19 protein-coding genes are annotated in these 20,632 nt (G+C 63.1%); 12 read left to right on the forward strand and 7 right to left on the reverse strand.

All coding sequences use genetic code 11. From position 1 onward, the window contains the following. Nucleotides 1-193 precede the first annotated feature (193 nt). Both Q5H89_RS13455 and Q5H89_RS13460 read right to left on the reverse strand, forming a co-directional pair. Nucleotides 194-1,453 carry an MFS transporter gene (locus Q5H89_RS13455; RefSeq protein ID WP_305019845.1) on the reverse strand — a complete coding sequence of 420 codons (1,260 nt, stop codon included), beginning with the start codon at nt 1,451-1,453 and terminating at the stop codon, nt 194-196. Between the two features lie 117 nt (nt 1,454-1,570). Beyond that, nucleotides 1,571-1,993, reverse strand: a complete 423-nt coding sequence (locus tag Q5H89_RS13460; protein WP_305019846.1) for an IS1/IS1595 family N-terminal zinc-binding domain-containing protein — start codon at nt 1,991-1,993, stop codon at nt 1,571-1,573. A 172-nt stretch (nt 1,994-2,165) separates the two neighbouring features. On the opposite strand from Q5H89_RS13460, the gene Q5H89_RS13465 reads away from it, so the two are divergent. After that, entirely contained in the window at nt 2,166-3,077 is a 912-nt protein-coding gene (locus Q5H89_RS13465; RefSeq protein ID WP_305019847.1) for a flavin reductase family protein, read from the forward strand. Between the two features lie 388 nt (nt 3,078-3,465). Here Q5H89_RS13465 and Q5H89_RS13470 read toward each other — a convergent pair whose 3' ends face one another. From Q5H89_RS13470 to lpxK, 5 genes are all read right to left on the reverse strand, one after another. Then, nucleotides 3,466-4,692, reverse strand: a complete 1,227-nt coding sequence (locus Q5H89_RS13470; RefSeq protein ID WP_305019848.1) for an alanine dehydrogenase — start codon at nt 4,690-4,692, stop codon at nt 3,466-3,468. Between the two features lie 72 nt (nt 4,693-4,764). Beyond that, entirely contained in the window at nt 4,765-5,202 is a 438-nt protein-coding gene (gene tsaE / locus Q5H89_RS13475; RefSeq protein WP_305019849.1) for a tRNA (adenosine(37)-N6)-threonylcarbamoyltransferase complex ATPase subunit type 1 TsaE, read from the reverse strand. Between the two features lie 42 nt (nt 5,203-5,244). Beyond that, the gene (gene miaE / locus Q5H89_RS13480; protein WP_305019850.1) at nt 5,245-5,847 is read right to left on the reverse strand and encodes a tRNA-(ms[2]io[6]A)-hydroxylase; all 603 of its coding nucleotides are present in this window, start codon (nt 5,845-5,847) and stop codon (nt 5,245-5,247) included. An 80-nt stretch (nt 5,848-5,927) separates the two neighbouring features. After that, nucleotides 5,928-7,967: a putative porin gene (locus tag Q5H89_RS13485; RefSeq protein WP_305019851.1), complete on the reverse strand. Its 2,040-nt coding sequence runs from the start codon at nt 7,965-7,967 to the stop codon at nt 5,928-5,930. A gap of 54 nt (nt 7,968-8,021) precedes the next feature. Continuing rightward, nucleotides 8,022-9,143, reverse strand: a complete 1,122-nt coding sequence (gene lpxK / locus Q5H89_RS13490) for a tetraacyldisaccharide 4'-kinase (protein WP_305019852.1) — start codon at nt 9,141-9,143, stop codon at nt 8,022-8,024. 78 nt (nt 9,144-9,221) lie between these two features. On the opposite strand from lpxK, the gene Q5H89_RS13495 reads away from it, so the two are divergent. The 11 genes from Q5H89_RS13495 to groES all read left to right on the forward strand — a co-directional run bounded on the left by Q5H89_RS13495 (nt 9,222) and on the right by groES (nt 20,590). Next, nucleotides 9,222-9,908, forward strand: a complete 687-nt coding sequence (locus tag Q5H89_RS13495) for a uracil-DNA glycosylase family protein (protein WP_305019853.1) — start codon at nt 9,222-9,224, stop codon at nt 9,906-9,908. Between the two features lie 109 nt (nt 9,909-10,017). Beyond that, entirely contained in the window at nt 10,018-11,139 is a 1,122-nt protein-coding gene (locus Q5H89_RS13500) for a Nif3-like dinuclear metal center hexameric protein (protein ID WP_305019854.1), read from the forward strand. Continuing rightward, the gene (locus tag Q5H89_RS13505) at nt 11,129-11,899 is read left to right on the forward strand and encodes a zinc ribbon domain-containing protein (protein ID WP_305019855.1); all 771 of its coding nucleotides are present in this window, start codon (nt 11,129-11,131) and stop codon (nt 11,897-11,899) included. The genes Q5H89_RS13500 and Q5H89_RS13505 overlap by 11 nt, the downstream gene beginning before the upstream one ends. A gap of 64 nt (nt 11,900-11,963) precedes the next feature. Further along, nucleotides 11,964-13,523 (forward strand): tetratricopeptide repeat protein, encoded by a 1,560-nt coding sequence (locus tag Q5H89_RS13510; RefSeq protein ID WP_305019856.1) that lies wholly within the window; start codon nt 11,964-11,966, stop codon nt 13,521-13,523. 9 nt (nt 13,524-13,532) lie between these two features. After that, nucleotides 13,533-14,810 (forward strand): anthranilate synthase component I family protein, encoded by a 1,278-nt coding sequence (locus tag Q5H89_RS13515; protein WP_305019857.1) that lies wholly within the window; start codon nt 13,533-13,535, stop codon nt 14,808-14,810. Between the two features lie 139 nt (nt 14,811-14,949). Beyond that, on the forward strand, nt 14,950-16,389 hold the full coding sequence (miaB, locus tag Q5H89_RS13520; protein ID WP_305019858.1) for a tRNA (N6-isopentenyl adenosine(37)-C2)-methylthiotransferase MiaB: 1,440 nt from the start codon (nt 14,950-14,952) through the stop codon (nt 16,387-16,389). 138 nt (nt 16,390-16,527) lie between these two features. After that, nucleotides 16,528-17,862, forward strand: coding sequence for a sigma-54 interaction domain-containing protein (locus Q5H89_RS13525; protein ID WP_305019859.1), 1,335 nt, complete (start codon nt 16,528-16,530; stop codon nt 17,860-17,862). Further along, nucleotides 17,843-18,388, forward strand: a complete 546-nt coding sequence (locus Q5H89_RS13530; protein ID WP_305019860.1) for an LptE family protein — start codon at nt 17,843-17,845, stop codon at nt 18,386-18,388. The genes Q5H89_RS13525 and Q5H89_RS13530 overlap by 20 nt, the downstream gene beginning before the upstream one ends. A gap of 103 nt (nt 18,389-18,491) precedes the next feature. After that, nucleotides 18,492-19,676, forward strand: coding sequence for a hypothetical protein (locus Q5H89_RS13535; RefSeq protein WP_305019861.1), 1,185 nt, complete (start codon nt 18,492-18,494; stop codon nt 19,674-19,676). A 15-nt stretch (nt 19,677-19,691) separates the two neighbouring features. Further along, a complete protein-coding gene (gene secG / locus Q5H89_RS13540) occupies nt 19,692-20,066 on the forward strand; it encodes a preprotein translocase subunit SecG (RefSeq protein WP_305019862.1) in 375 nt (124 codons plus the stop codon). Between the two features lie 233 nt (nt 20,067-20,299). After that, nucleotides 20,300-20,590, forward strand: a complete 291-nt coding sequence (groES, locus tag Q5H89_RS13545; protein ID WP_305019863.1) for a co-chaperone GroES — start codon at nt 20,300-20,302, stop codon at nt 20,588-20,590. The last annotated feature ends 42 nt before the right edge of the window (nt 20,591-20,632 follow it).

Below are 20,632 nucleotides of genomic sequence, written 5' to 3' on the forward strand. Positions count from 1 at the left end.
CCTTATCTGGCTGCCCGGCCTCTTTCAGGAACAACCGGCCACCAAACAGGCCGGCAGCTATAGTAATTAAGCAAACCTATACCTGTTTAGCGACAAAGCCCCCTTGAGGTATCCACGGCGCGGCCAGACGCACAAAAAAAGCCGCTTCCGGGAGGAAGCGGCCCGTTCAGCTGGCTTGTATTCAAGGACTTGCTTACTCCACGTAATCCAGGTCCTTGGCATAGGTTTCGGGCAGGGTGCTGGCGCTGAAAAAGGCCAGCCCCAACGTAACGACCCCAATAATGGCCGCGCCGCCCACCATGCCCAGCCCCGGCTGGCTCTTCAGGTACTGAAACAGCGGCACAATGATGACCGTGGCCCCGCGCGCAAAGTTGGGAATAGTGGTGGCCACCGTGGAGCGCAGGTTGGTGCCAAACTGCTCGGCCGCCACCGTCACAAACAGCGCCCAGAAGCCGCTGGCGTAGCCAATCAAAAAGCACACCGTGTAAAATGTATTCGGGCTAGCCCCTCGCAGGGCAAAGAGATACACGGCCACCATACTGGCCGTGGCCAGGATAAAGATGCGGAGGGCGCGGGTGCGGCTGCGCATCCACTGGCTCACGGCGCCGCTGGTGAAATCGCCGAGCGTGATGCCGAAGTAGCACCAGAAAATGCTCAGCCCGCCCGTCACCGGCCCCGTGAGCCCGAACTGCTTGCCAAACTCGGGGGCTAGGGTGATGAGAATACCCACCAGAAACCAGAACGGCACGCCCACCAGCAGGCAGCGCAGGTACTTGTAAAACCGCGTACCGTCGGTAAAGATGCTCAGGAAGTTGCCGCGCGCCACGTTGGTGTTTTTTGTGCTCTCAAACATGCCCGATTCCAGCACGCCGGCCCGCAGCGCCAGTAGGGCCAGCCCCAGCCCGCCGCCGATGAAGTAGGCGTTGCGCCAGCCAAACTGCTGGCCCACCAGGTAGGCCACCATGGCGCCACTCACGCCCACGGTAGCCACTATCATGGTGCCGTAGCCGCGCTTTTCCTTGGGCAGGCTTTCGGCCACCAGCGTGATGCCCGCGCCCAGCTCGCCGGCCAGCCCAATGCCCGCAATCAGGCGCAGCCAGCCGTATTGCTCCACGGTTTGCACAAAGCCGTTGGCGATATTGGCCAGCGAATACAGTAGAATTGAGCCGAAAAGCACCGACAGGCGCCCGCGCTTGTCGCCGAGCACGCCCCAGAGCACGCCGCCCAGCAGCATGCCCCACATCTGCATACTCAGCAGGCTCAGGCCCTGCGCCGTAAGCGCCGCCGGGTCGGTAACGCCAATGCCCTTGAGGCTATCGACCCGAATAATACTGAATAGCACAAGGTCGTAGATATCAACAAAATAGCCTAGCGAGGCCACGATAACTACGGCGCTGAGCAGCCCCACCGGGGGGCGCCCGGCAGCCGGCACGGAAGAGGAAGGAGAATGCACGGGGTGGGGAAAAAACGTTTTTTGAGGCCTAAACATACTGACCAGCGTCTGCCCCGGCCTACTTATCGGCTGGCTAGCCCCTTGGCCCGATGCTAAGCGACTATAGCTGGCGCCTGCCTAGCCAGCCCGGAAGCGCTCCCAGCGAATAACCATGAACTTATCGCCCAGCTCGGTTATCATCATCCCGGCGCCCTTCACGTTCTCGGGCTTCTGAAAAAACTCGGCCAGCTCCTTCTGGTTGAGGATTTTATAGGTCGGGTGATAGTCGGGCTGGCGCGGGGCCTTCACGCCGTATTTCTTCACCCAGTTCATCACGCTCACGTGGCTGACCCCTAGCAGGCGCTCGATTTCGCGGTAGCTCACGCCCTCAATGTAGAGCTGCAACGCCTTGACTACGTAGTAGGGGTTGACCTCGCGGCCCACCTTGGCCACGGTGTAGTGGTAGCCGCAGCCTTTGCAGCGAAAGCGCTGGCGCTCATTAATTACGCCGCTCTTGGTGGCTTCCTTAGAGTCGCATTTGGGGCAGGCAGGGGCAGACATAACAAGGCAGGAAGACCGGGTGGGACAGCAACAGGCAGGGCTAGCGGCAAATGTATAGGTATTTAGCAAAAAACAGCCTCCTCCCGCGACCCTTACTTTTGGTGGCCTCGCCTGCTTTGGGGCGCATGGCTAAGCAGCCCGGCCGTAGCTTTGGCCCCACCTTCCCTAGCCCATGCCCGCCCCCACGCACCGCGCCATTGCCCCCGCCGACCTCTCGGCGGCCGATTTTTACCAGTACCTCATCGGCGCGGTGGCGCCGCGGCCCATCGCGTTTGCCAGCACGGTGTCGGTCGAAGGCAAAGTGAACCTGAGCCCCTACAGCTTCTTCACCATTGTAAGCCAAAACCCGCCCATGCTGGCGTTTTCGCCCACCAGCCGGGGCCGCGACAACTCCGAGAAAGACACCCTGCGCAACGTGCGCGAGGTGCCCGAAGTCGTCATCAACATCTGCGATTATGCTTTGGTAGAGCAACTATCGCTGGCCAGCGCCGAGTACCCTAGCGGCGTCAACGAGTTTACCAAGGCCGGCCTCACCGAGGCCAAGTCGGATAGGGTGCGGCCGCCGCGCGTGGCCGAGTGCCCGGCCGCCTACGAGTGCGTGGTCGAGCAGATTATCGCTCTCGGCGACGGGCCCGGCCACGGCAACCTGGTGCTGTGCCGCGTGGTACAGGCCCACTTTCGGGAAACTATTTTGCTCGAAGGCCGGCCCGGTATCGACCCGCTCAAGTTCGAGGCCGTATCGCGCCTCGGCGGCGACTGGTACAGCCGCCTGCGCCCCGAAAACCTGTTCACCGTGGGCCGCCCCAACCGCCAGCTCGGTATCGGCTTCGACGAGCTACCCGCGCACCTGCGCCACAGCGACCTACTCACCGGCAACGACCTGGCCAAGCTCGCCAATACCGAGCGCGCCGCCCTGCCCACCCCCGCCCAAATCGACGAAATCCGAGCCGAGCCGATGGTGGCCTACCTGCTCCACAAGCACCGTGGTGATGCTGCCGAGCAGCAAAAGCACCTCACGTTGCTAGCCCGGCAGTGGCTGGCCGAGGGCCGCGTGGCCGAGGCGTGGCGCGTGCTGCTGGCGTAGCAAGCTAGCCCGCAAAGCACTGTCAGCTTCCTGCTCCCTTAGCCCCATCTACAGCTTCCCATCGGCGGCTAGCTTTGCTGCGTTTGATACTGACTTAACCTCTAGGCTATCAACCAAACAGCTCACAGCAGTAGCGGCACCGGCTTTGCCAAGCGTGAGCGCCGCGTTCACGTGCGCCCACTGCCAGCAAGTCTGGGTTTTATCAGAACCTGACAATGCCTGGCGGGGATTCTTCCTGCCTGAGCCAGAAGCCGTTCGCCATTTGCAAAAAATGCAAAAAGCCACCACTACCCGTCGGCTAGGCTGTCTGGTGGTGGTGGCTTTTATCGTCCTGCTAATTATCTAGCACAATTGGCTTTGAGCCGCTTGTTTCTGCTGTTTGATGCGCCTAATTCCGTACTGCAATCAGCAGCCCTAACTCCTTGTAGCGCATGTTGAATTTCTTGGCGATGGCGGCATTAGTGAGCGAGCCTTTGTAGATGTAGACGCCCGAGCGGAAATGCTCGTTGGTGAACAGCGCTTCATTGATACCACCTTGCTGGCTGATATCCTGCAGAATGGGCGTAAAGATGTTGCTGAGCGCGTTGGTAGCCGTGCGAGGCACGCGCGAGGCGATGTTGGGCACGCAGTAGTGCACCACGTCGTACTTGCGGAAGACGGGCTTGCTGTGGCTGGTCAGCTCGCTGGTTTCGAAGCAGCCGCCCTGGTCGATGCTGATGTCGATGATGATGGAACCGGCGGCCATGCTGGCCACCATTTGCTCGGGCACCATAAACGGGATGCGGCCTTCTTCCACCGCCAGGGCGCCGATAACCACGTCGGCCCGCCGAATCTGCTGGCTCAGGGCAAACGTATCGAGGGTGCTGGTGTAGAGCTGCGTGCCGAGGTTATGCTTGAGGCGGCGCAGCTTATAGAGATGATTGTCAAATACTTTTACCTCGGCGCCCAGGCCAATGGCGGCGCGGGCCGCGTACTCGGCCACCGTGCCCGCGCCCAGAATAACGACCTGCGACGGCGGCACGCCCGTGATGCCGCCCAGGATAATGCCCTTGCCCTCGTTGGAGCGGGCCAGGTATTCGGCGGCCACCAGCATGACGGTGGAGCCCGCAATTTCGCTCATGGCGCGCACCACGGGGCGGGCGCCGCTAGGGTCTTTTATCAGCTCGAAGCCGATGGCATTCACTTTTTTGCGGGCCAGGGCATTGATGAATTCGGGCGTCATGGTGCCCATTTGCAGGGCCGAGATGAGCGTTTGGCCGGGGCGCATCAGCTCGATTTCATCGAGCATGGGCGGGGCTACTTTCAGGATGATGTCGGCCTTGTAGACCTCCTCGGTGGAGTAGGCAATGGTGGCACCGGCTTCGGAGTAGTCGTGGTCGGAGTACTTGCTGGGCTCGCCGGCCCCGCTTTCCATCAGCACCTCATGGCCTTCCGTAACGAGGTGCAGCACGGCTTCGGGCGTGAGGCCCAGGCGATTTTCCTGCAGCGAGGTTTCCTTGGGCAGGCCGATGAAGAGCTTGCGCTTGCGCGTTTCCACGGCCAGCATCGACTCCTGGGTGAAGTAGGCGCGGCTCGTAGCCAGGGCGCCAAAGCCGGAGGGTAGCTGTTCGGCCATAACTTAATTTCAGTGAGCAGTGACGAATGACTGGTGAGCAGACAGGCTGCCCAAGTGGTCACTGTTCACTGCTCATTGCTCACTGTTAATTGTTAAAAGTCTTGATTCGGGGCCGGTTACGGCCAGCTCCACCAGCAGTCGCTGCGGGGGTAGCAGGCCGGCCACGTGGCTAGGCCACTCGACCAAGCAAAGATACCCCGAATCGAAGTACTCGGCCGCACCCAGCCGGGCAGCCTCTTCTTCGGAGTCGACGCGGTAAAAATCGAAGTGATAGATGGGCAGGCCCCGCCCGTCGCGGTATTCGTTGACCAAAGCAAACGTGGGGCTGCTCACGTCGTCCTCAACCCCTAGCGCGGCGCACAACGCCCGGATGAGCGTGGTTTTGCCCGCCCCCATCTCGCCCTCGAAGGCCACAATAGGTTGGCCCGACTCGGCGAGGGCGGTGGCGAGTTGCTGGGCGGCCGTGGGCACGGCGGCCAGGTTCGGAATTTCGAGGGTAATCGGCGTCACGCTTCGCTAAATAAGTATACCTCAGGCTTTTTCAGGTGGCTATTAGTGCATCCGGTCGTCGCGCACGGGCAGGCTCACCACAATCTCGCCCTCTATTTTGAGTAATTCCTGCAGGCGGGCATCGACTTCGGCGGGGTTGCAGTATTCCTTGGCCAGGTCTACGTAGCTCACGAAGTGGCCGGCCTCGCTGGCCATCAGCTCGTAGTAAAACTGGCTCAGCTCGGGGTCGCGGTCCTGCAAGTGCAGCCACAGCAGCTTGAAGCGCTCGCAGGAGCGCGCCTCGATGAGCGACGACACGAGCAGCTGGTCCATGAGCTGGCGCTCGCGGGGGCCGCCCTTGCGCACGTGCGCCATGAGCTGCACCACGTACTCGTCGCGCCGGGGGCGGCCCAGCGCCAGGCCGCGCTTGCGCAGCTCCTTCACCACGCGGTCGAAGTGCTCCCACTCCTCGGCCACGAGGGCGGTAAGCTCGTCCACGAGCCGCTCTTTTTCGGGGTAGTGCACGATGAGCGAAATGCCGGTGCTGGCCGCCTTTTGCTCGCAATAGGCGTGGTCGACAAGGATTTCCTCCAGGTTTTTGCTGGCGAGGTCGGCCCAGCGCGGGTCGCTGTTGAGCTTAAGCTTGAGGATGGTTTTTTCTTTCATACTTCTGGATGATACCTGCTGCTTACGACTTGATTTGCGTTGAGACGGACAATTGGCAATCAACGCCTAGCAATCAACAACTAGCTGAAGAACCGCCACCGCACCCCAAACTGGAAGCGGCGCGGGTAGCCGGTGTAATACGGCGTGGTGAAGTAGCCGTCGCTGGTGAGGCCCTGGTTGAGGTAGGCTACTTTCAGGAAAATAGAGGCCGACGAGATATCGGCCGCCACAAACAGGTTAGCGATGGCGTAGTTGGCAATGGTGAAGCGGTCCTGTACGTAAAACTGCTGGGTGCTAGGGGCATAGTTGTAGCCCCGGAAGCGCGACTGGTAGTAGAGTTCGCCGCCCACCTGCGCAAACAGGGCGTGCCCAAACACCCGGCGCTGGTAGTACACCCGCGACTCGGTGACGAGGGCCGGCACGCGCAGGCCCGCCCCGTCGCCGCCCTGCGTGTAGGTAGCCTGGTTGTCGAAAAACACGCTGCCGAGCCGGGCGCGGTGCCGGGCAAAGCCGATAAGCAGCGTCTTGCTGTCGGCCAGGGCCGTAGAAAGCTGCTCGGGCACGCCATACTGGTTGTAGAACACCAGGCCCGAAATGCGCACCGCGGCGGCGCTCAGCTCGATGGAGTGCTCGGCCAAAAAGGGCAGCCGCTGGCGCAGGCGCACGGTCAGCTGCTGGGTGGTAGTATTATTGAAAGTGCTCTGCCACTTGCTGTCGCTGATGTTGGCCCAGGCGTAGTTGTTGCCAATAAAGACGCGCTGCGTAAGCGTGGGCGAGTATGAGTTGAGCAGCAGCTCGGCCGACAGCGGGCCGGTGCGGATGCGCCCGCGCAGCCAGTATTCGCCGCCCGCCCCTAGCACTTTCACGCTGCCGTTGTCGTAGGGCAGGTATTCGCCGGCCACCTCCACGGCGTAGGTATCGCGGTAGTTGAACGAGGCCGTGCCGCCCACAAACAGCTGCCCGAAGTAGTGCGGCGCCACGGCCGTGTCGGCCGGGGCAGCGCCCACCGTTACGAGGCGCAGGCCCGTGCCCGAGCGCCCGAGCGGCGTGGTGAGCTGCGAAAGCCAGGCGTTGCGGTAGCGCCCATACACGTTGTACTCGAGGCGGCTGGTGCGCCCGAGCAGGCCAAAGGTGTTCTCAATCTGGCGGAAGGTGGCGCGGTCGTCGGTAGCCACCGTATTGCGCAGCGTGCCCGAATTGGGGAAAGCCGTGGCCTGCGGGTAAAACAGCAGCAGGCCATTGCCATCGCGCGGCAGGGCATTGTCGGTGTAGCCGTTGTACTGGCGGCGCAGGTCGAGCACATGGTAGGCAGTGAAGCCCTGCTGCGCCAGCCGGTAAGATTGAAACACGTGCACCTGGTCGCGGTCGTCGATGTTGATGCCCGGCGCGAGGTACACCCGCTCCAGGTCGTACTTAAAAAAGCTGTTGTCGCCTTTCGACTTGTCCAGGCTTTCGGTGGCCGTGGGCCAGATGCCCCCTAGCTCGCGGGTGCGCTGGCGGCTGGCCGAGTAGTTGGCCAGCAGGTGGTAGCGGCCGTCTTCGGTCTGGTAGCGGCCGTAGATGGTAAAATTGTTGTGCTCGACCTGCCACTGCGTGGTGTTCACGGCCAGTACCTGATTACTGGCAATGCGCTCGTAATCAACGCCGATGCTGAAATTTTTCTTCAGCGAGCGCGAGTAGTTGATTTCGAACACCTGCTCGCCCCGGCTGCCCTGGATGTAGCGGAAAAACGAGTATGGCGAACGGCTGTCGTAGTAGGGCACCTCGCTGCCGTCGCGCACATTGCGGTCGAAGGCATTGCGCCCGAAGCGCGCCCCTAGCTGGTAGTTGGGCTGGTAGAGCAGCGGCCGCGAGGCCGAGCCCAGCACGCCCAGGTCTTGCTGAAAGGTAGTGTCGTGGGCCCAGAAGCGCGCCTGCGGCCAGCGCGTGAGCGAGGTGTCGATGGGCGTGCCGCCCGTGGAGTCGCGCCGCACCTCGGCCTCGTAGATGACGCGGGTGGTCTTGGGGCCGTAGAGCACCTTGGTCGAGTCGTCGACAATCTGCGCGTGGCCAGCTAGGGCAGCGCCCAGCGTCAGGGCCAGCAGCAGGAGCCCGCGGACGACGTTTTTAAAAGAAATCATGCAAAGAAGTGTCACGCAACTATCGGGCGCGCACGCACGCCGCCGGCAAAGGTACTAGCCCCCGGTGCGCCGGGTAGCCACGGCCACGGCCGCCACCAGCCGCGCCGCGCCATTGCCCAGCAACGCCACGCGCACCGGAATGGTATAGGTGTGCCGCGCCATTGCCAGCACGGGCCCGGGCCAGAGGCTGCCCCCGCCTGCCTCACCCGCGCCCCCAAGCCGGGTAGCGTCTTTTTCGGTCGTAAAAACCGGCCAGCCAGGCTGCCAGTGTTGGTGAAGCGCCTGCAAATCGGCGGGCCGAAAAGCGTGGTGGTCGGGCAGCGCCGCGTGGTGCCGGATGGTATAGCCCTGGCCTTCGAGGTACTCGCGCAAGGGGCCGGGCTGCGCGATGCCCGTGAGCAGCAGCGCCGGGCCGGGCGTGGGCAGGCCGCCAGGGTCCGCGGGCCCGGGCTGGCCTGGCAAGTTGAAGCGGCCGGCCAACGGCGCGGGCGCCGCGTAGGCATAGGCCGAAAACAGCACCGGCACGCCGGGCCGGGCGTAGCGCCGCACCTGAGCCTCGGCGGCAGCCTGGGCTTCGGCAGACAAGTTGGGCGGGCACTTGGTGAGGATAACAATATCGGCGCGGGCGGCCCCGGCGCGGCTTTCGCGCAGGCGGCCGGCGGGCAGCACGTAGTCGTCGTAAAAGGGCCTGGCCAATTCAGTAAGCAGAATGTTGAGCGCCGGGCGCACGCGCCGGTGCTGGTAGGCATCATCGAGCACCACGCAGGTTAAGTTGGGGTGCTGCCGGCGCAATAAATCGAGGCCTAGCTGGCGGTTTTCGGCCACGGCCACCGGCACGCCCAGCGCACCAAACTGCGCGAAATACTGCCACGGCTCGTCGCCCACGGTAGCCGCCGAGTCGGCGGCGGTGGCCAGCCGCGGGCCTTTGGTTTGGCGGCCGTAGCCCCGGCTCAGGATGGCCGGGCGCTGGCCCTGGCGCAGCAGCTCCTCAACCAGCCAGGCCACGTGGGGCGTTTTGCCGGTGCCACCCACCCGCAGGTTGCCCACCCCTAGCAGCGGCACCCAGCCGGGCGCCGACGCCTTCCAGCCGTGGTCGTAGAGCCAGTTGCGCACCGCCAGCACGGCGGCATAGAGCCACGAAAACGGGAGCAGCAGGTAGTGGGGGCTTGGGCGCATGGCACAAAGGTCAGCGAATTTCTGCGTCCCCTCCGCCGCCCCACGTACTAGGCCCCACGCACCAAATACCTTTGCTTCATGCCCGATTTTGCCGCCCGCCTGCTCGCCCTGCTTTCGTCGTTTCCGCTGCCTGCCGCGCCGCTGCCGGGCAGCGTGGAGGTCCGCAACTCCTTCCACGACCCGGCCGTGCGCGATATCCTGAGCGCGTTTGCCCACAAGTTTTACGCCGGCGACGCCCCGCGCGTGGGCATTTTCGGCATCAACCCGGGCCGGTTTGGCGGCGGGCGCACCGGCGTGGCCTTCACCGACCCGGTAGCCCTGGCCAGCTGCGGCATTGCCCACACGCTGCCCCGGCAGCGGCGCGAGCTGTCGAGCGAGTTCGTTTATAAATTTATTGAGGCGCTCGGCGGCCCGGCCGAGTTTTACCAGCACTTTTTTCTGAGTTCGGTGTACCCGCTGGAATTGACTCGGGAAGGGAAAAATTATAATTACTACGATGCGCCCGCTCTCACCAAAGCGCTGTGGGCCGACATGCGCCTGTCGCTAACCGAGCAGGCCGAGCGCCTGCACCTGCGCCGCGATGTGGCCGTGAGCCTGGGCCGCCGCAACGGCGAGTTTCTGCGCAAACTCAACGCAGAGCTAGGTTTATTCGACCGAATCGAAATTCTTGACCACCCGCGCTTTCTGATGCAGTACCGCCGCAAGGGCCTGGCCGAAAACGTGGCCCGCTACGTGGAAGTGCTCGGCGGGCTGCTCGAAAAATAATTTGCGCGTAGCGGGCGAGTACAAATTCGCCGCCTATCTGCTTTATTTGCCTGACTATCACTACCTGCTCTGCTTTCGCCTTCTCTGTTTATTTAGTTTTATCTAGCTAGTGCCTACTGTTCAAGAACTCGCCCGGCTGCTGGAAACGGCCGCCCCCCTGGCCTACCAGGAAAGCTACGACAATGCCGGCCTGCAGTGTGGCCTGCCCGAAACTGAGATTACCGGCGTGCTCCTTGCCCTCGACTGCACCCCCGCCGTGGTGGCCGAGGCCAGCCGGCGCGGCTGCAACGTGGTAGTGTGCCACCACCCGGTCATTTTCCGGCCGCTCAAGCGCCTCACGGGCCGGGGCCTGGTCGAGCAAACACTGATGGCCGCCCTCAAGGCCGACGTGGCTATCTACGCCGCGCATACCAACCTCGATAACGTGCGCCAGGGCGTAAATGCCAAGCTGGCCGACAAGCTGGGCCTGCGCAATACCCGCACGCTGGCCCCCAAAACCGGCACGCTGGCCCGCCTCAGCACCTACGTGCCCGACGAGCCCACCGCCGACGGCCAGCAGCTGGCCGACAAGGTGTTGCAGGCGCTGTACGCGGCCGGGGCGGGCCACGTGGGCAACTACCGCGAGTGCAGCTTTCAGACGCCGGGCCTGGGCACCTTCACGCCGGGCGCGGGCAGCCACCCCACCATCGGCAAGGAAAACCAGCCCACTGCCGTGGCCGAAACCCGGCTCGAAGTGCTGCTGCCGCTGCACCGCCAGGCCGCCGTGCTGGCCGCCCTGCGCCAGGCCCACCCCTACGAAGAGGTAGCCTATGAGTTCGTAAAGCTCGAAAACGAGCACCAGGACGTGGGTGCCGGCCTGGTGGGCGAGCTGCCCGAGGCCATTAGCCCGGCGGCCTTCCGCCAGCTGCTGAAAGCCGAGCTAGGGGTGCCCGTGGTGCGCCACACGGCCTTCGAGAAAAACATCAAAAAAGTGGCCCTGTGCGGTGGGGCAGGCAGCTTTCTCACCGGCGCGGCCCTGGCGGCCGGGGCCGATGCCTACGTGACCGGCGACGTGAAATACCACGAGTTTTTTGCCCCCGAGGGCCGGCTCATGCTCTGCGATGTGGGCCACTTTGAGAGCGAGCAGTTTACGGATGAGATATTCCGCGATTTGCTGCTGGCCGCGTTCGGTCGTACTTTTGCGGTCTTATTCGCTGAAACCCCCACGAATCCCGTTCAGTATGACTGCTAATTCTGCCGCCGTGGCAAATCCGGCCGACGCGCCTATTTCCGCCAAGCTCGAAGCTTTGCTCAACCTGCAACGCATTGATTCGCAGCTGGATGAAATTCGCCGCGTGCGCGGCGACCTGCCCGAGGAAGTGCGCGACCTCGAAGACGAAATTGCCGGCTACGAAGCCCGCGTGAAGCGCTTCGACGAAGAAATCGGTGGCCTGCAAGACCAAATCAAGCAGCGCAAAGCCGCTACCAAAGAGGCCGAAGGCCTCATTAAGCGCTACGAAGAGCAGCAAACCAACGTGCGCAACAACCGCGAGTACGAGGCCATTGCCAAGGAAGTGGAGCTGCAGCGCCTCGAAATTCAGATTTCGGACAAGAAAATCAAGGAGGCTCAGTACCTCATCGACCAGCGCAACACGGAAGCCAACGTGACCCGCCAGCGCCTCGACGAGCGCCGCAAGGACCTCGATACCAAGAAAAGCGAACTCGACACTATCGTGGCCGAGAACGAAGCCGAGGAGAAGCAGCTCATGAGTGAGCGCGAAACCGCCGTGCAGCCCGTCGAAAACCGCCTGCTGACGGCCTACGACCGCATTCGGGGCAACATGCGCAACCGCCTGGCGGTAGTGCTGGTGCGCCGCGATGCCTGCGGCGGCTGCTTCAACACGGTGCCCCCGCAGCGCCAGGCCGACATCATCTCGCACAAGAAAATTATTGTGTGCGAGCACTGCGGCCGTATCTTGGCCGACGTAGAAGGTAAACAGTCGGCCAACTAGGGTCCGGTTTGTTTTGAAAGGAAAAGGAACGGCTTTGGTCGTTCCTTTTTTGTTGCGCCAGCCTATGCTTTTTCTTACCTCGGGTTCTCCGTTGTTTCGCCGCCTGCCGCGGGCGCTTGCCGGCGCGGCGCTGCTGTGCGCGGCCCTGGGCGCACCGGGGCGGGCTAGCGCCGCTGTGCAAGACCCCGAAGCAAATTCGGTCAGTAGTTCTCTCGCGGCAAGCGAAAGCCTTGCTCCCAGCGCCCGCCGCGCCTACGCCGAGCTGCTGAAGCTGAAGCTGGGCGCCAGCCGCCAGCTGCTGGCTACCGAGCCGGCCGGCGCCCCCGGCACCCTGCTGGTAGCCGACTGCGCCGATTTCGTGGAGCTGCTCATCAGCCAGGATGCCACCCGCTACGACGCCGCCCTGGCCGCTCAGGATGCCCGGCTGGCCGCCCTGGAGCGGGCGCCGGCTGGCGCGCTGCGCGACTACGCCCGGGCCGAAATTCAGCTGCACCAGGCCGTGGCCCAGCTGGCGTTTCACCACGAGGTGCGCGGCGCCTGGCACCTGCGCCAGGCCGTGCTGCTGCTGCAGGCCGTGGTGCAGCGCTACCCGGCTTTTTTGCCGGCCCGCAAAACACTGGGCATCTGCCAGTTCGGCATTGGCTCGCTGCCCGAGGGCTACCACTGGCTGCTGCGGCTGCTAGGCCTGCGCGCCAGCCCCGAAGAGGGCCTGGCCAACCTGGGCCGGGCGGCCGCCCAGCCCCACGACTTTCAGCCCGAAAGCCAGTTGCTGCTAGCCCTCATCCGCGAGTCGTACTACAAGAAGGGTGACGAAAGCCTGGCCGTGGCCGGCCGGCTGGCCCGCGAGCAGCCCGACAATCTTCTTTTCAGCTACGTGGTTATCAGCCTCAACAAGCGCCAGCACCACGGCGAGGCCGCGCTGGCGGCCTACCGCGCCCGCCCCACCGGCCCGGCCTACCTGCCGCTGGCCTACCTGCACCACCTGGCCGGCGACCTGCTGCTGTACCGCGGCGACTACGCCGCCTCCACGGCCGAAAACCAGCAGTTTTTGCGCGAGTTTCGAGGCGAATATTACCGCAAGGATGCCGCCTTCAAGCTTTACCTGGCGGCGTGGCTGGGGGGCGCGCCAGCCGCCACGGCCGAGCGCTACCGCCAGCAAATCAACCTGGCCGGCCCGCTCGTTATCGAGGAAGATATTTATGCCCAGCGCTTTTACCACGATGCGCAGCCGCTCAACCCGGCGCTTACCCGCGCCCGGCTGCTCACCGACGGCGGCTATTACCCACAGGCACTGAGCATTTTACAGCAGTTCCGAGTTACTGCGGCCACCTCGGTGCGCGACCAGCTCGAAGCGCCCTACCGGCGCGCCCGCGCCTGGCAGGGTCTGGGCCAGCCCGACTCGGCTAGGGCCGACTATGGGCGCACGCTGCGCCTATCAGCCGCGCTGGGCGAGCCGGCCTACTACTTCGCGCCGCAGGCGGCCCTGCAGCTGGGCTACCTGGCGCTGGCCGCCGGCCAGCGCACGGCGGCTAAAACCTACTTCGAGCGGGCTATGGCTTACCCCAGGCACGAGTATAAAAACAGCACCGACCAGAAAGCCAAAGTGGCTTTGCGGGAGTTATAGCGGTCTCTTATGCTACGAATACCCCTGGCCGACTTACCGGCTGATTTTCGCGGCCGGGCCCTGCAATGGGCTAGCCGCTTCGCGCACTGCACTTATTATGAGCACAATGACTTGCAGCAGTCGGCGGCGGGCACCTTCGCTCGGCTGCTGGCCGTGGCTACTGCCGCGCCGGCCGCGCCCGATTCGTTGGCTAGCCTGCCCGAGTACCTGCGCCGCCCGGCATCGCTGCCGCACTGCGGCTTTGTGACGTATGACGTTAAAAATGAGATAGAAGCGCTCAGCAGCCATAATTTTGCGGGGCTGTCCTGGCCGACGCTGCATTTTTTTCAGCCCGAAACCTGCCTGCGCTGGCAGGGCGAGGTGCTGCTGCTGGAGGGCCAGACGGCGGGCGTGCTGGCCGCCATCCTGACCACCGAGGTGCCTGGCGCGGCCCGGCCGGTGGTACCGCCCCTGCGCCCGCGCCTGCCCCGCGCTGAATATCTGCGCGCCGTGGAGGCCGTGCGCGAGGATATTCTCAACGGCGAAGTGTACGAGTTGAATCTGTGCCAGGAGTTCTACGCTGAAAACGTGGCGCTCGACCCTCTGGCTGCTTTTTGGCGGCTTAATGAAGTCTCACCCGCACCTTACGCGGGCTTTCTGCGCCACCACGACCACTACCTGCTGTGCGCCTCGCCCGAGCTGTTTTTAGCGCAAGCAGGCCCTGGCATCGTCTCGCAGCCCATCAAGGGCACCCGGCGCCGCGGCGCCAACCCGGCCGACGATGAGCAGCAGCGGCTAGCCTTGCTGCACGACGAAAAGGAGCGCGCCGAAAACCTGATGATAGTGGACCTCGTGCGCAACGACCTGGCCCGCGTGGCCCGCACGGGCACCGTGCGCGTGCCCGAACTGTTCGGCACCTACGGCTTCCGGCACGTGTGGCAGCTGATTTCGACCGTGCAGGCCGAGCTGCGGCCCGATGCAGAGCTAGCCGACATTCTGCGCGCCACCTTCCCGATGGGCTCGATGACGGGCGCGCCCAAAATCAAGGCCATGCAGCTGATTGAGCACTACGAGGCCAGCTGGCGTGGGCTCTACAGCGGCAGCTTTGGCTACGTGCTGCCCGGCGGCGACTTTGTCTTTAATGTGGTGATTCGCAGCCTGCAATACCGCGCCGACACGGGCTACCTGAGCCTGCAAGTGGGCTCAGCCATCACCTACGACTCGGTGCCCGCGCAGGAGTACGCCGAGTGCCTGCTCAAAGCCCAGGGCGTGCTGGAGGCGCTGGGCACTGTCATCAGTGCGCAATAAGCCGCTAGTACGTTCTCCTCAGGGTAAGTGCTGGCTGCTTGGTGATAACTGGTAATTGCACTCTGCCATTCTGTCATTTACTCGCCCCGTTTCGTATCTTTGTCGCTTGCCGCGCACCCGGCTAAGGTGCCTGCCTGCTATGTCCCAACCGCTCATTACGTTAGATTTTCTCGATAAGGCGCCGGCTGCCGAGGCGGCCGCCCCAGCCACCGACGTGCGCGTGAGCGCCGCTACCCGCACCGGCGGTGCTCGCAAGCTCTACATCGAGAGCTACGGCTGCCAGATGAATTTCTCCGATTCCGAAATCGTGTCCAGCATCCTGGCCGCTGAAGGGTTTGACACCACGGAAGACGTGGCCGTGGCCGACCTCGTGCTGCTCAATACCTGCTCCATTCGGGAGAAGGCCGAGCAAACCGTGCGCATGCGCCTCAAACAAATCAACTCGCACAAGAAGCGTAAGCCCGGCATGCTGGTGGGCGTGCTCGGCTGCATGGCCGAGCGCCTGAAAAGCAAGTTCTTGGAGGAAGAAAAAATCGTGGACCTTGTAGTTGGCCCCGATGCCTACCGCGATTTGCCCCAGCTCATTGCCCAGGTCGATGGCGGCCAAAAGGCCGTGAACGTGCTGCTGAGCCGCGAGGAAACCTACGCCGACATCACGCCCGTGCGCCTGAACTCGAACGGCGTGTCGGCCTTCATCAGCATCATGCGCGGCTGCGATAATATGTGCTCGTTTTGCGTGGTGCCCTTCACCCGCGGGCGCGAGCGCAGCCGCGATGCCCACAGCATTGTACAAGAAGCCCGCGACTTAGTGGCCGCTGGCTACAAAGAAGTTACCCTGCTGGGCCAGAATGTGGACAGCTACAAGTGGGCTAGCGAAGACGGCACCGAGCGCGTCAACTTCGCGCAGCTGCTGGAGCGCGTGGCCCTCATCAGCCCCGAATTGCGGGTGCGCTTCTCGACCTCGCACCCCAAGGATATTACCGACGAGGTGCTGCACACCATGGCGCGCTACGACAACATTTGCAAGTACCTGCACTTGCCCGCCCAAAGCGGCAACTCGCGCGTGCTGGAGCTGATGAACCGCACCTACGACCGTGCCTGGTACGAGGACCGCGTGGCCGCCGTGCGCCGCATCCTGGGCGATGACTGCGCCATCTCGACCGACATGATTGCCGGCTTTTGCTCCGAAACCGAAGCAGAACACCAGGATACGCTCAGCCTGCTCGACCACGTGCAGTACGACATGGCCTACATGTTTTTCTACTCCGAGCGCCCCGGCACCCTGGCCGCCCGCAAGCTCGAAGACGATGTGCCGCTGGAAGTCAAAAAGCGCCGCCTCCAGGAAATCATCGACCGCCAGCAGGCGCACAGCCGCGCCCGCTACGAGCGCGGCGTGGGCCGCGTGCACCAGGTGTTGGTCGAGAATTTCTCAAAGCGCTCGAAAGACGACCTTAGCGGCCGCAACAGCCAGAACCAGGTCGTAATTTTCCCCAAGGGTAATTTCCAGAAGGGCGACTACGTTAACGTACTTGTGCATACCAACACGGGCGGTTCACTCATTGGGGAAGCCATTGGCTAGGCCCTGGCCATGCAGATAATCTCCGTAGAAATAGGCTGGCTAGGGTGGTTTTATCTATCACTGATAGGCGGCGCGCTGCTTTTCGTGCTGATTCGAAAGTTTCGCGCACGTTCGCAACGCCATTAAATAGCATTTGCCTTGACAAATCAAGAAATTCAATCCATCAAGCAGCGCTTCGGCATTATCGGCAACGCGCCGGCGCTCAACTACGCCATTCAGGTGGCTACGCAGGTGGCACCCACCGATATGACCGTGCTCATCACCGGTGAGAGCGGGTCGGGCAAGGAGTCGTTTTCCAAGATTATCCACGCGCTCTCGCCCCGCAAGCACGGGCAGTTCATTGCCATCAACTGCGGCGCCATTCCGGAGGGTACCATCGACTCGGAGCTGTTCGGCCACGAGAAGGGCGCCTTTACGGGGGCTAACGAGGCGCGCAAGGGCTACTTTGAGGTCACCGACGGCGGCACCATCTTCCTGGATGAGATTGCCGAGATGCCGCTCGGTACCCAGGCCCGCCTGCTGCGCGTGCTCGAAAACGGCGAGTTTATCCGCGTGGGCAGCAGCAAGGTGCAGAAGACGGATGTGCGCGTAGTAGCCGCCACCAATGTCAATTTGCTCGACCGCGTGCAGGCCGGCAAGTTTCGCGAAGACCTGTATTACCGCCTTAATACGGTGCCCATCACGGTTCCACCTTTGCGTGAGCGCGGCGATGATATCTACTTGTTATTCCGCAAGTTTACCGCTGATTTTTCGGAGAAGCACCGCGTGAAGCCCATCAGCCTCACGCCCGACGCGGTGCGGCTGCTTACGCGCTTTCGCTTCCCCGGCAACATCCGCCAGCTCAAGAACCTGGCCGAGCAGATTTCGGTGCTGGAGATGGAGCGCGAGGTCGATGCTACCCGCTTAGCCACTTACCTCCCCGCCGCCCAAACCTCGCAACTACCGGCCCTTTTGCCCGGCCACGGGGCTAGCGGTGGTGATTTTGGCTCGTACTCGGAGCGTGACATCCTGTACCGGCTGCTCTTCGACATGCGCCGCGACATGACTGACCTCAAAAAGGTGGTGCTGGAGCTGGCCACCGGCAACCGCCCCGCCGCCGCCGACACCCAGGAGTTGCTGCGCCAGAACAGCCACCTGTTCAACAACTTAAACGAAGCCTCACCCTATCCTGGCCCCGAAAACCCGGCCGAAGCCGGCGCGGGCTACTACCTGCCCGCTAGCCCCGCCGCGCCACTGCGGGTCGATGTATCGGCCGCCAGCCCCTACGCCGACGAAGACGACATCGACCAGACCGAGGACATCTCGCACGAAACGGAGGAAGAGACGCTCTCGCTCGACGCCATTGAGAAAGAGATGATTCTCAAGGCCTTGAAAAAGCACCACAACAAGCGCAAGTACGCCGCCCAGGACCTGGGCATCTCGGAGCGTACCCTCTACCGCAAGCTCAAGCAATATGACCTCGAATCGGCTTAACTGCACGCGCCGCCGGGCGCTGGGCCTGCTAGCGCTGCCCGCCCTGCTGCTAGCCAGCGGCTGCGGCATCTACTCCTTCAACGGCACCAACATCGACCCGTCGGTGAAAACGATTTCGATTCAGACGTTCCAGAACAGCGCGCCCAACGCGCCGGCTTATCTCTCGCAGCGCTTCACGGAGGATATTAAGGACTATTTTCAACGCAACACCACGCTGAAGCTGGTGCCGCGCGATGGCGACCTGCAATTTGAGGGCAACATTGCGGCCTACGACTTTGCGCCGGCTCAGATTCAGCAAACCGGCGGCCTGCCCGGCGCCGGCGCCAACCGCCTCACCATCCAGGTGCAGCTACGCTTCACCAACACCAAGAATACCAAGCAGGATTTCGAGCAGACCTTTCAGAGCCAGAAGGACTTCGCCTCGACGCAGGACATTGCGACCGTGAACAACGACCTTAATTCGGTGCGCGAAATCACGCGTAACATCATCAGCGACATGTTCAACAAGTCGGTAGCCAACTGGTAGCCGCGGCGGCCGCACTAGCCCCTGGCGCGCTATTCTGCCTCCTTTGCCGTAATGTTGCGGGCCCAAAGCGCGCCCTTTCAACGACGCTGCCCTTCTTTTTTCTATGACCCGCGCCACGCTTTTACAGTTGCTAGCCCACCCCACGGCCCTCACCGGGGCCGACGTGCGCGCGCTGGAGCAGCTGGCCGAAGCGTTTCCGTACTGCCAAACGGCGCACCTGCTGCTGGCCAAGGCCGCGCACGACCAGGGCTCGATGCTGGCCGGCCAGCGCCTGCGCCGCGCCGCCACCTACGCCGCCGACCGCACCCGGCTGCGCCAGCTTATCGAGCTGCCGGCCCCGGCCGAGCAGCTAGCGCCCCCGGTTGCCGTTGAGGCCCAGGCCGATGCAGGAACCAGCTCGCAGCTGCCAGCGGCGGCCCTGGCCCACGTGAGCGAGCCTCTGGCCGAGCAAGAGCTTTTCGCTGCTAATGAGCAGGTTGCAGCCAGCCCCACAGCGTTACTGGAAGACAAGCCTGACCAGGTAATCGAACCACTGGCGCCCGAGCCAGCACCTGTGCTAAGCCCAGCGCCCGAAGCAGCTGCTCAACCAGAACCAACCCCAGCTGCGCCCCAGCCAGAGGCAGAAATAGAAACCGAGCTGCCGCCGCAGGCCCCGCCCATCCGGCCACCAGCCGAGGCCGAGGTAGCCCGCTTCGAATTTGGCCTGGCCCCTGAAGAGCCAGCCGAGATTATGGCCTACCGCCTGCCCGGGCTGGAGGAGGCTAGCGCGCCTGCACTTATAACTAGTGCCCCAGCCACGCCGCTATTACCCGCCTTCAATGGCTTGGCCGATGTTTGCTACGCCCCTAGCGAAGGCAGCCGCCTGGGCTTCGGTTTAGTGGCAGCTGCCAGCTCCGAGGCAATACCAGGCGCGAGCTTACCGCCCGCCGACGAGTTCTTTGCGCCCGATGCCTTGCTCCTGGCGCACCTAGCTGTCCACCAAGCGCCTGCGCAGCCCAAGCCCAGCTCGCTCGACTTGATAAACAGCTTCTTGCAGCGGGCGCCCGCGCCCACGCGCCGCCGCACGGCCCCGCTGCCCAGCGCGCCCGAACCCGATGCGCAGGCCGACCTATCGGTGCGCAGCACCCGGGCCGAGCCCGATTTGGCCTCCGAAAGCTTGGCTAAAATTCTGGCCCGACAGGGCAAAATTGACCGCGCCATCGCAGTTTATGAGCGCCTTATGGTGAAACAGCCAGAAAAAATGGCGTACTTTGTAGCCCAAATTGAATCTTTGCGCCCTTCAGCGTAGCTTTTACTTTTTCCCATGTACCTTTTTCTCGTCATTTTCATCCTGCTCATTTGCTTTCTGCTAGCCCTCGTGGTGCTGGCTCAAAACCCCAAAGGCGGCGGCCTCAGCAGCCAGTTTGGCGCGGGCGGCGCAGCTAACCTCATGGGCGTGAAGCGCACGGGCGACTTGCTTGAGAAACTAACCTGGGGCTTCGCCGTGGGGTTGATTATCCTGACCCTGGCCACGCACATCATCGGCGGCAGCAGCGTGGGCCCCGCGCGCAGCATCAACCAGCAGGCTGCACAGCGCGCCGTGGTGCCTGCTGCTCCGGCCGCCCCCGCCTCTGCGCCGACGGCGCCAGCCGCGCAGCCTTCTACTATCCCGGCTCCGGCTCCGCAGTCGGCTAAGTAGGGTAAATACTGCTTCGAATTTCCTAACAAGCCAGCGGTGCCCGTTTCAAGCGGGGTCGCTGGCTTGTTGCTTTTATGCCGGTTTGGGCAGGCTAGCGGCTGTGCTTCTGCCAATCCGGCTAGTTGGGGCGCGCATTCTGTCAGGTTTCGGCGGTTGGCACATTTCGTGTCCTTCGCGGCGCAGAAGTTCCCCACTTCTTTGACACCCCACACCTCCATTTCCCATTTCAACCAATGGCACTGAGCATTAAACCGCTAGCCGACCGCGTAGTCATTAAGGCCGCCGCCGCCGAAGCCACCACCAAATCTGGCATCATCATCCCCGACACTGCCAAGGAAAAGCCCCAGCGTGGCGAAGTAGTAGCCGTAGGCGAAGGCAAAACGTCGGATAACGGCACCGTTATCAAGCCCGAGGTGAAAGTAGGCGACCAGGTTCTGTACGGCAAGTGGACCGGTACGGAAATCACCCTAGATGGCGAGGACTACCTCATTATGCAGGAAAAGGATATCCTGGCGGTTCTCTAAGCCGGTTTTCCACTTAACATCAACCTAACCTACCACTTAACC

It is taken from the genome of Hymenobacter cheonanensis, from assembly GCF_030581075.1.
Taxonomy (GTDB): domain Bacteria; phylum Bacteroidota; class Bacteroidia; order Cytophagales; family Hymenobacteraceae; genus Hymenobacter.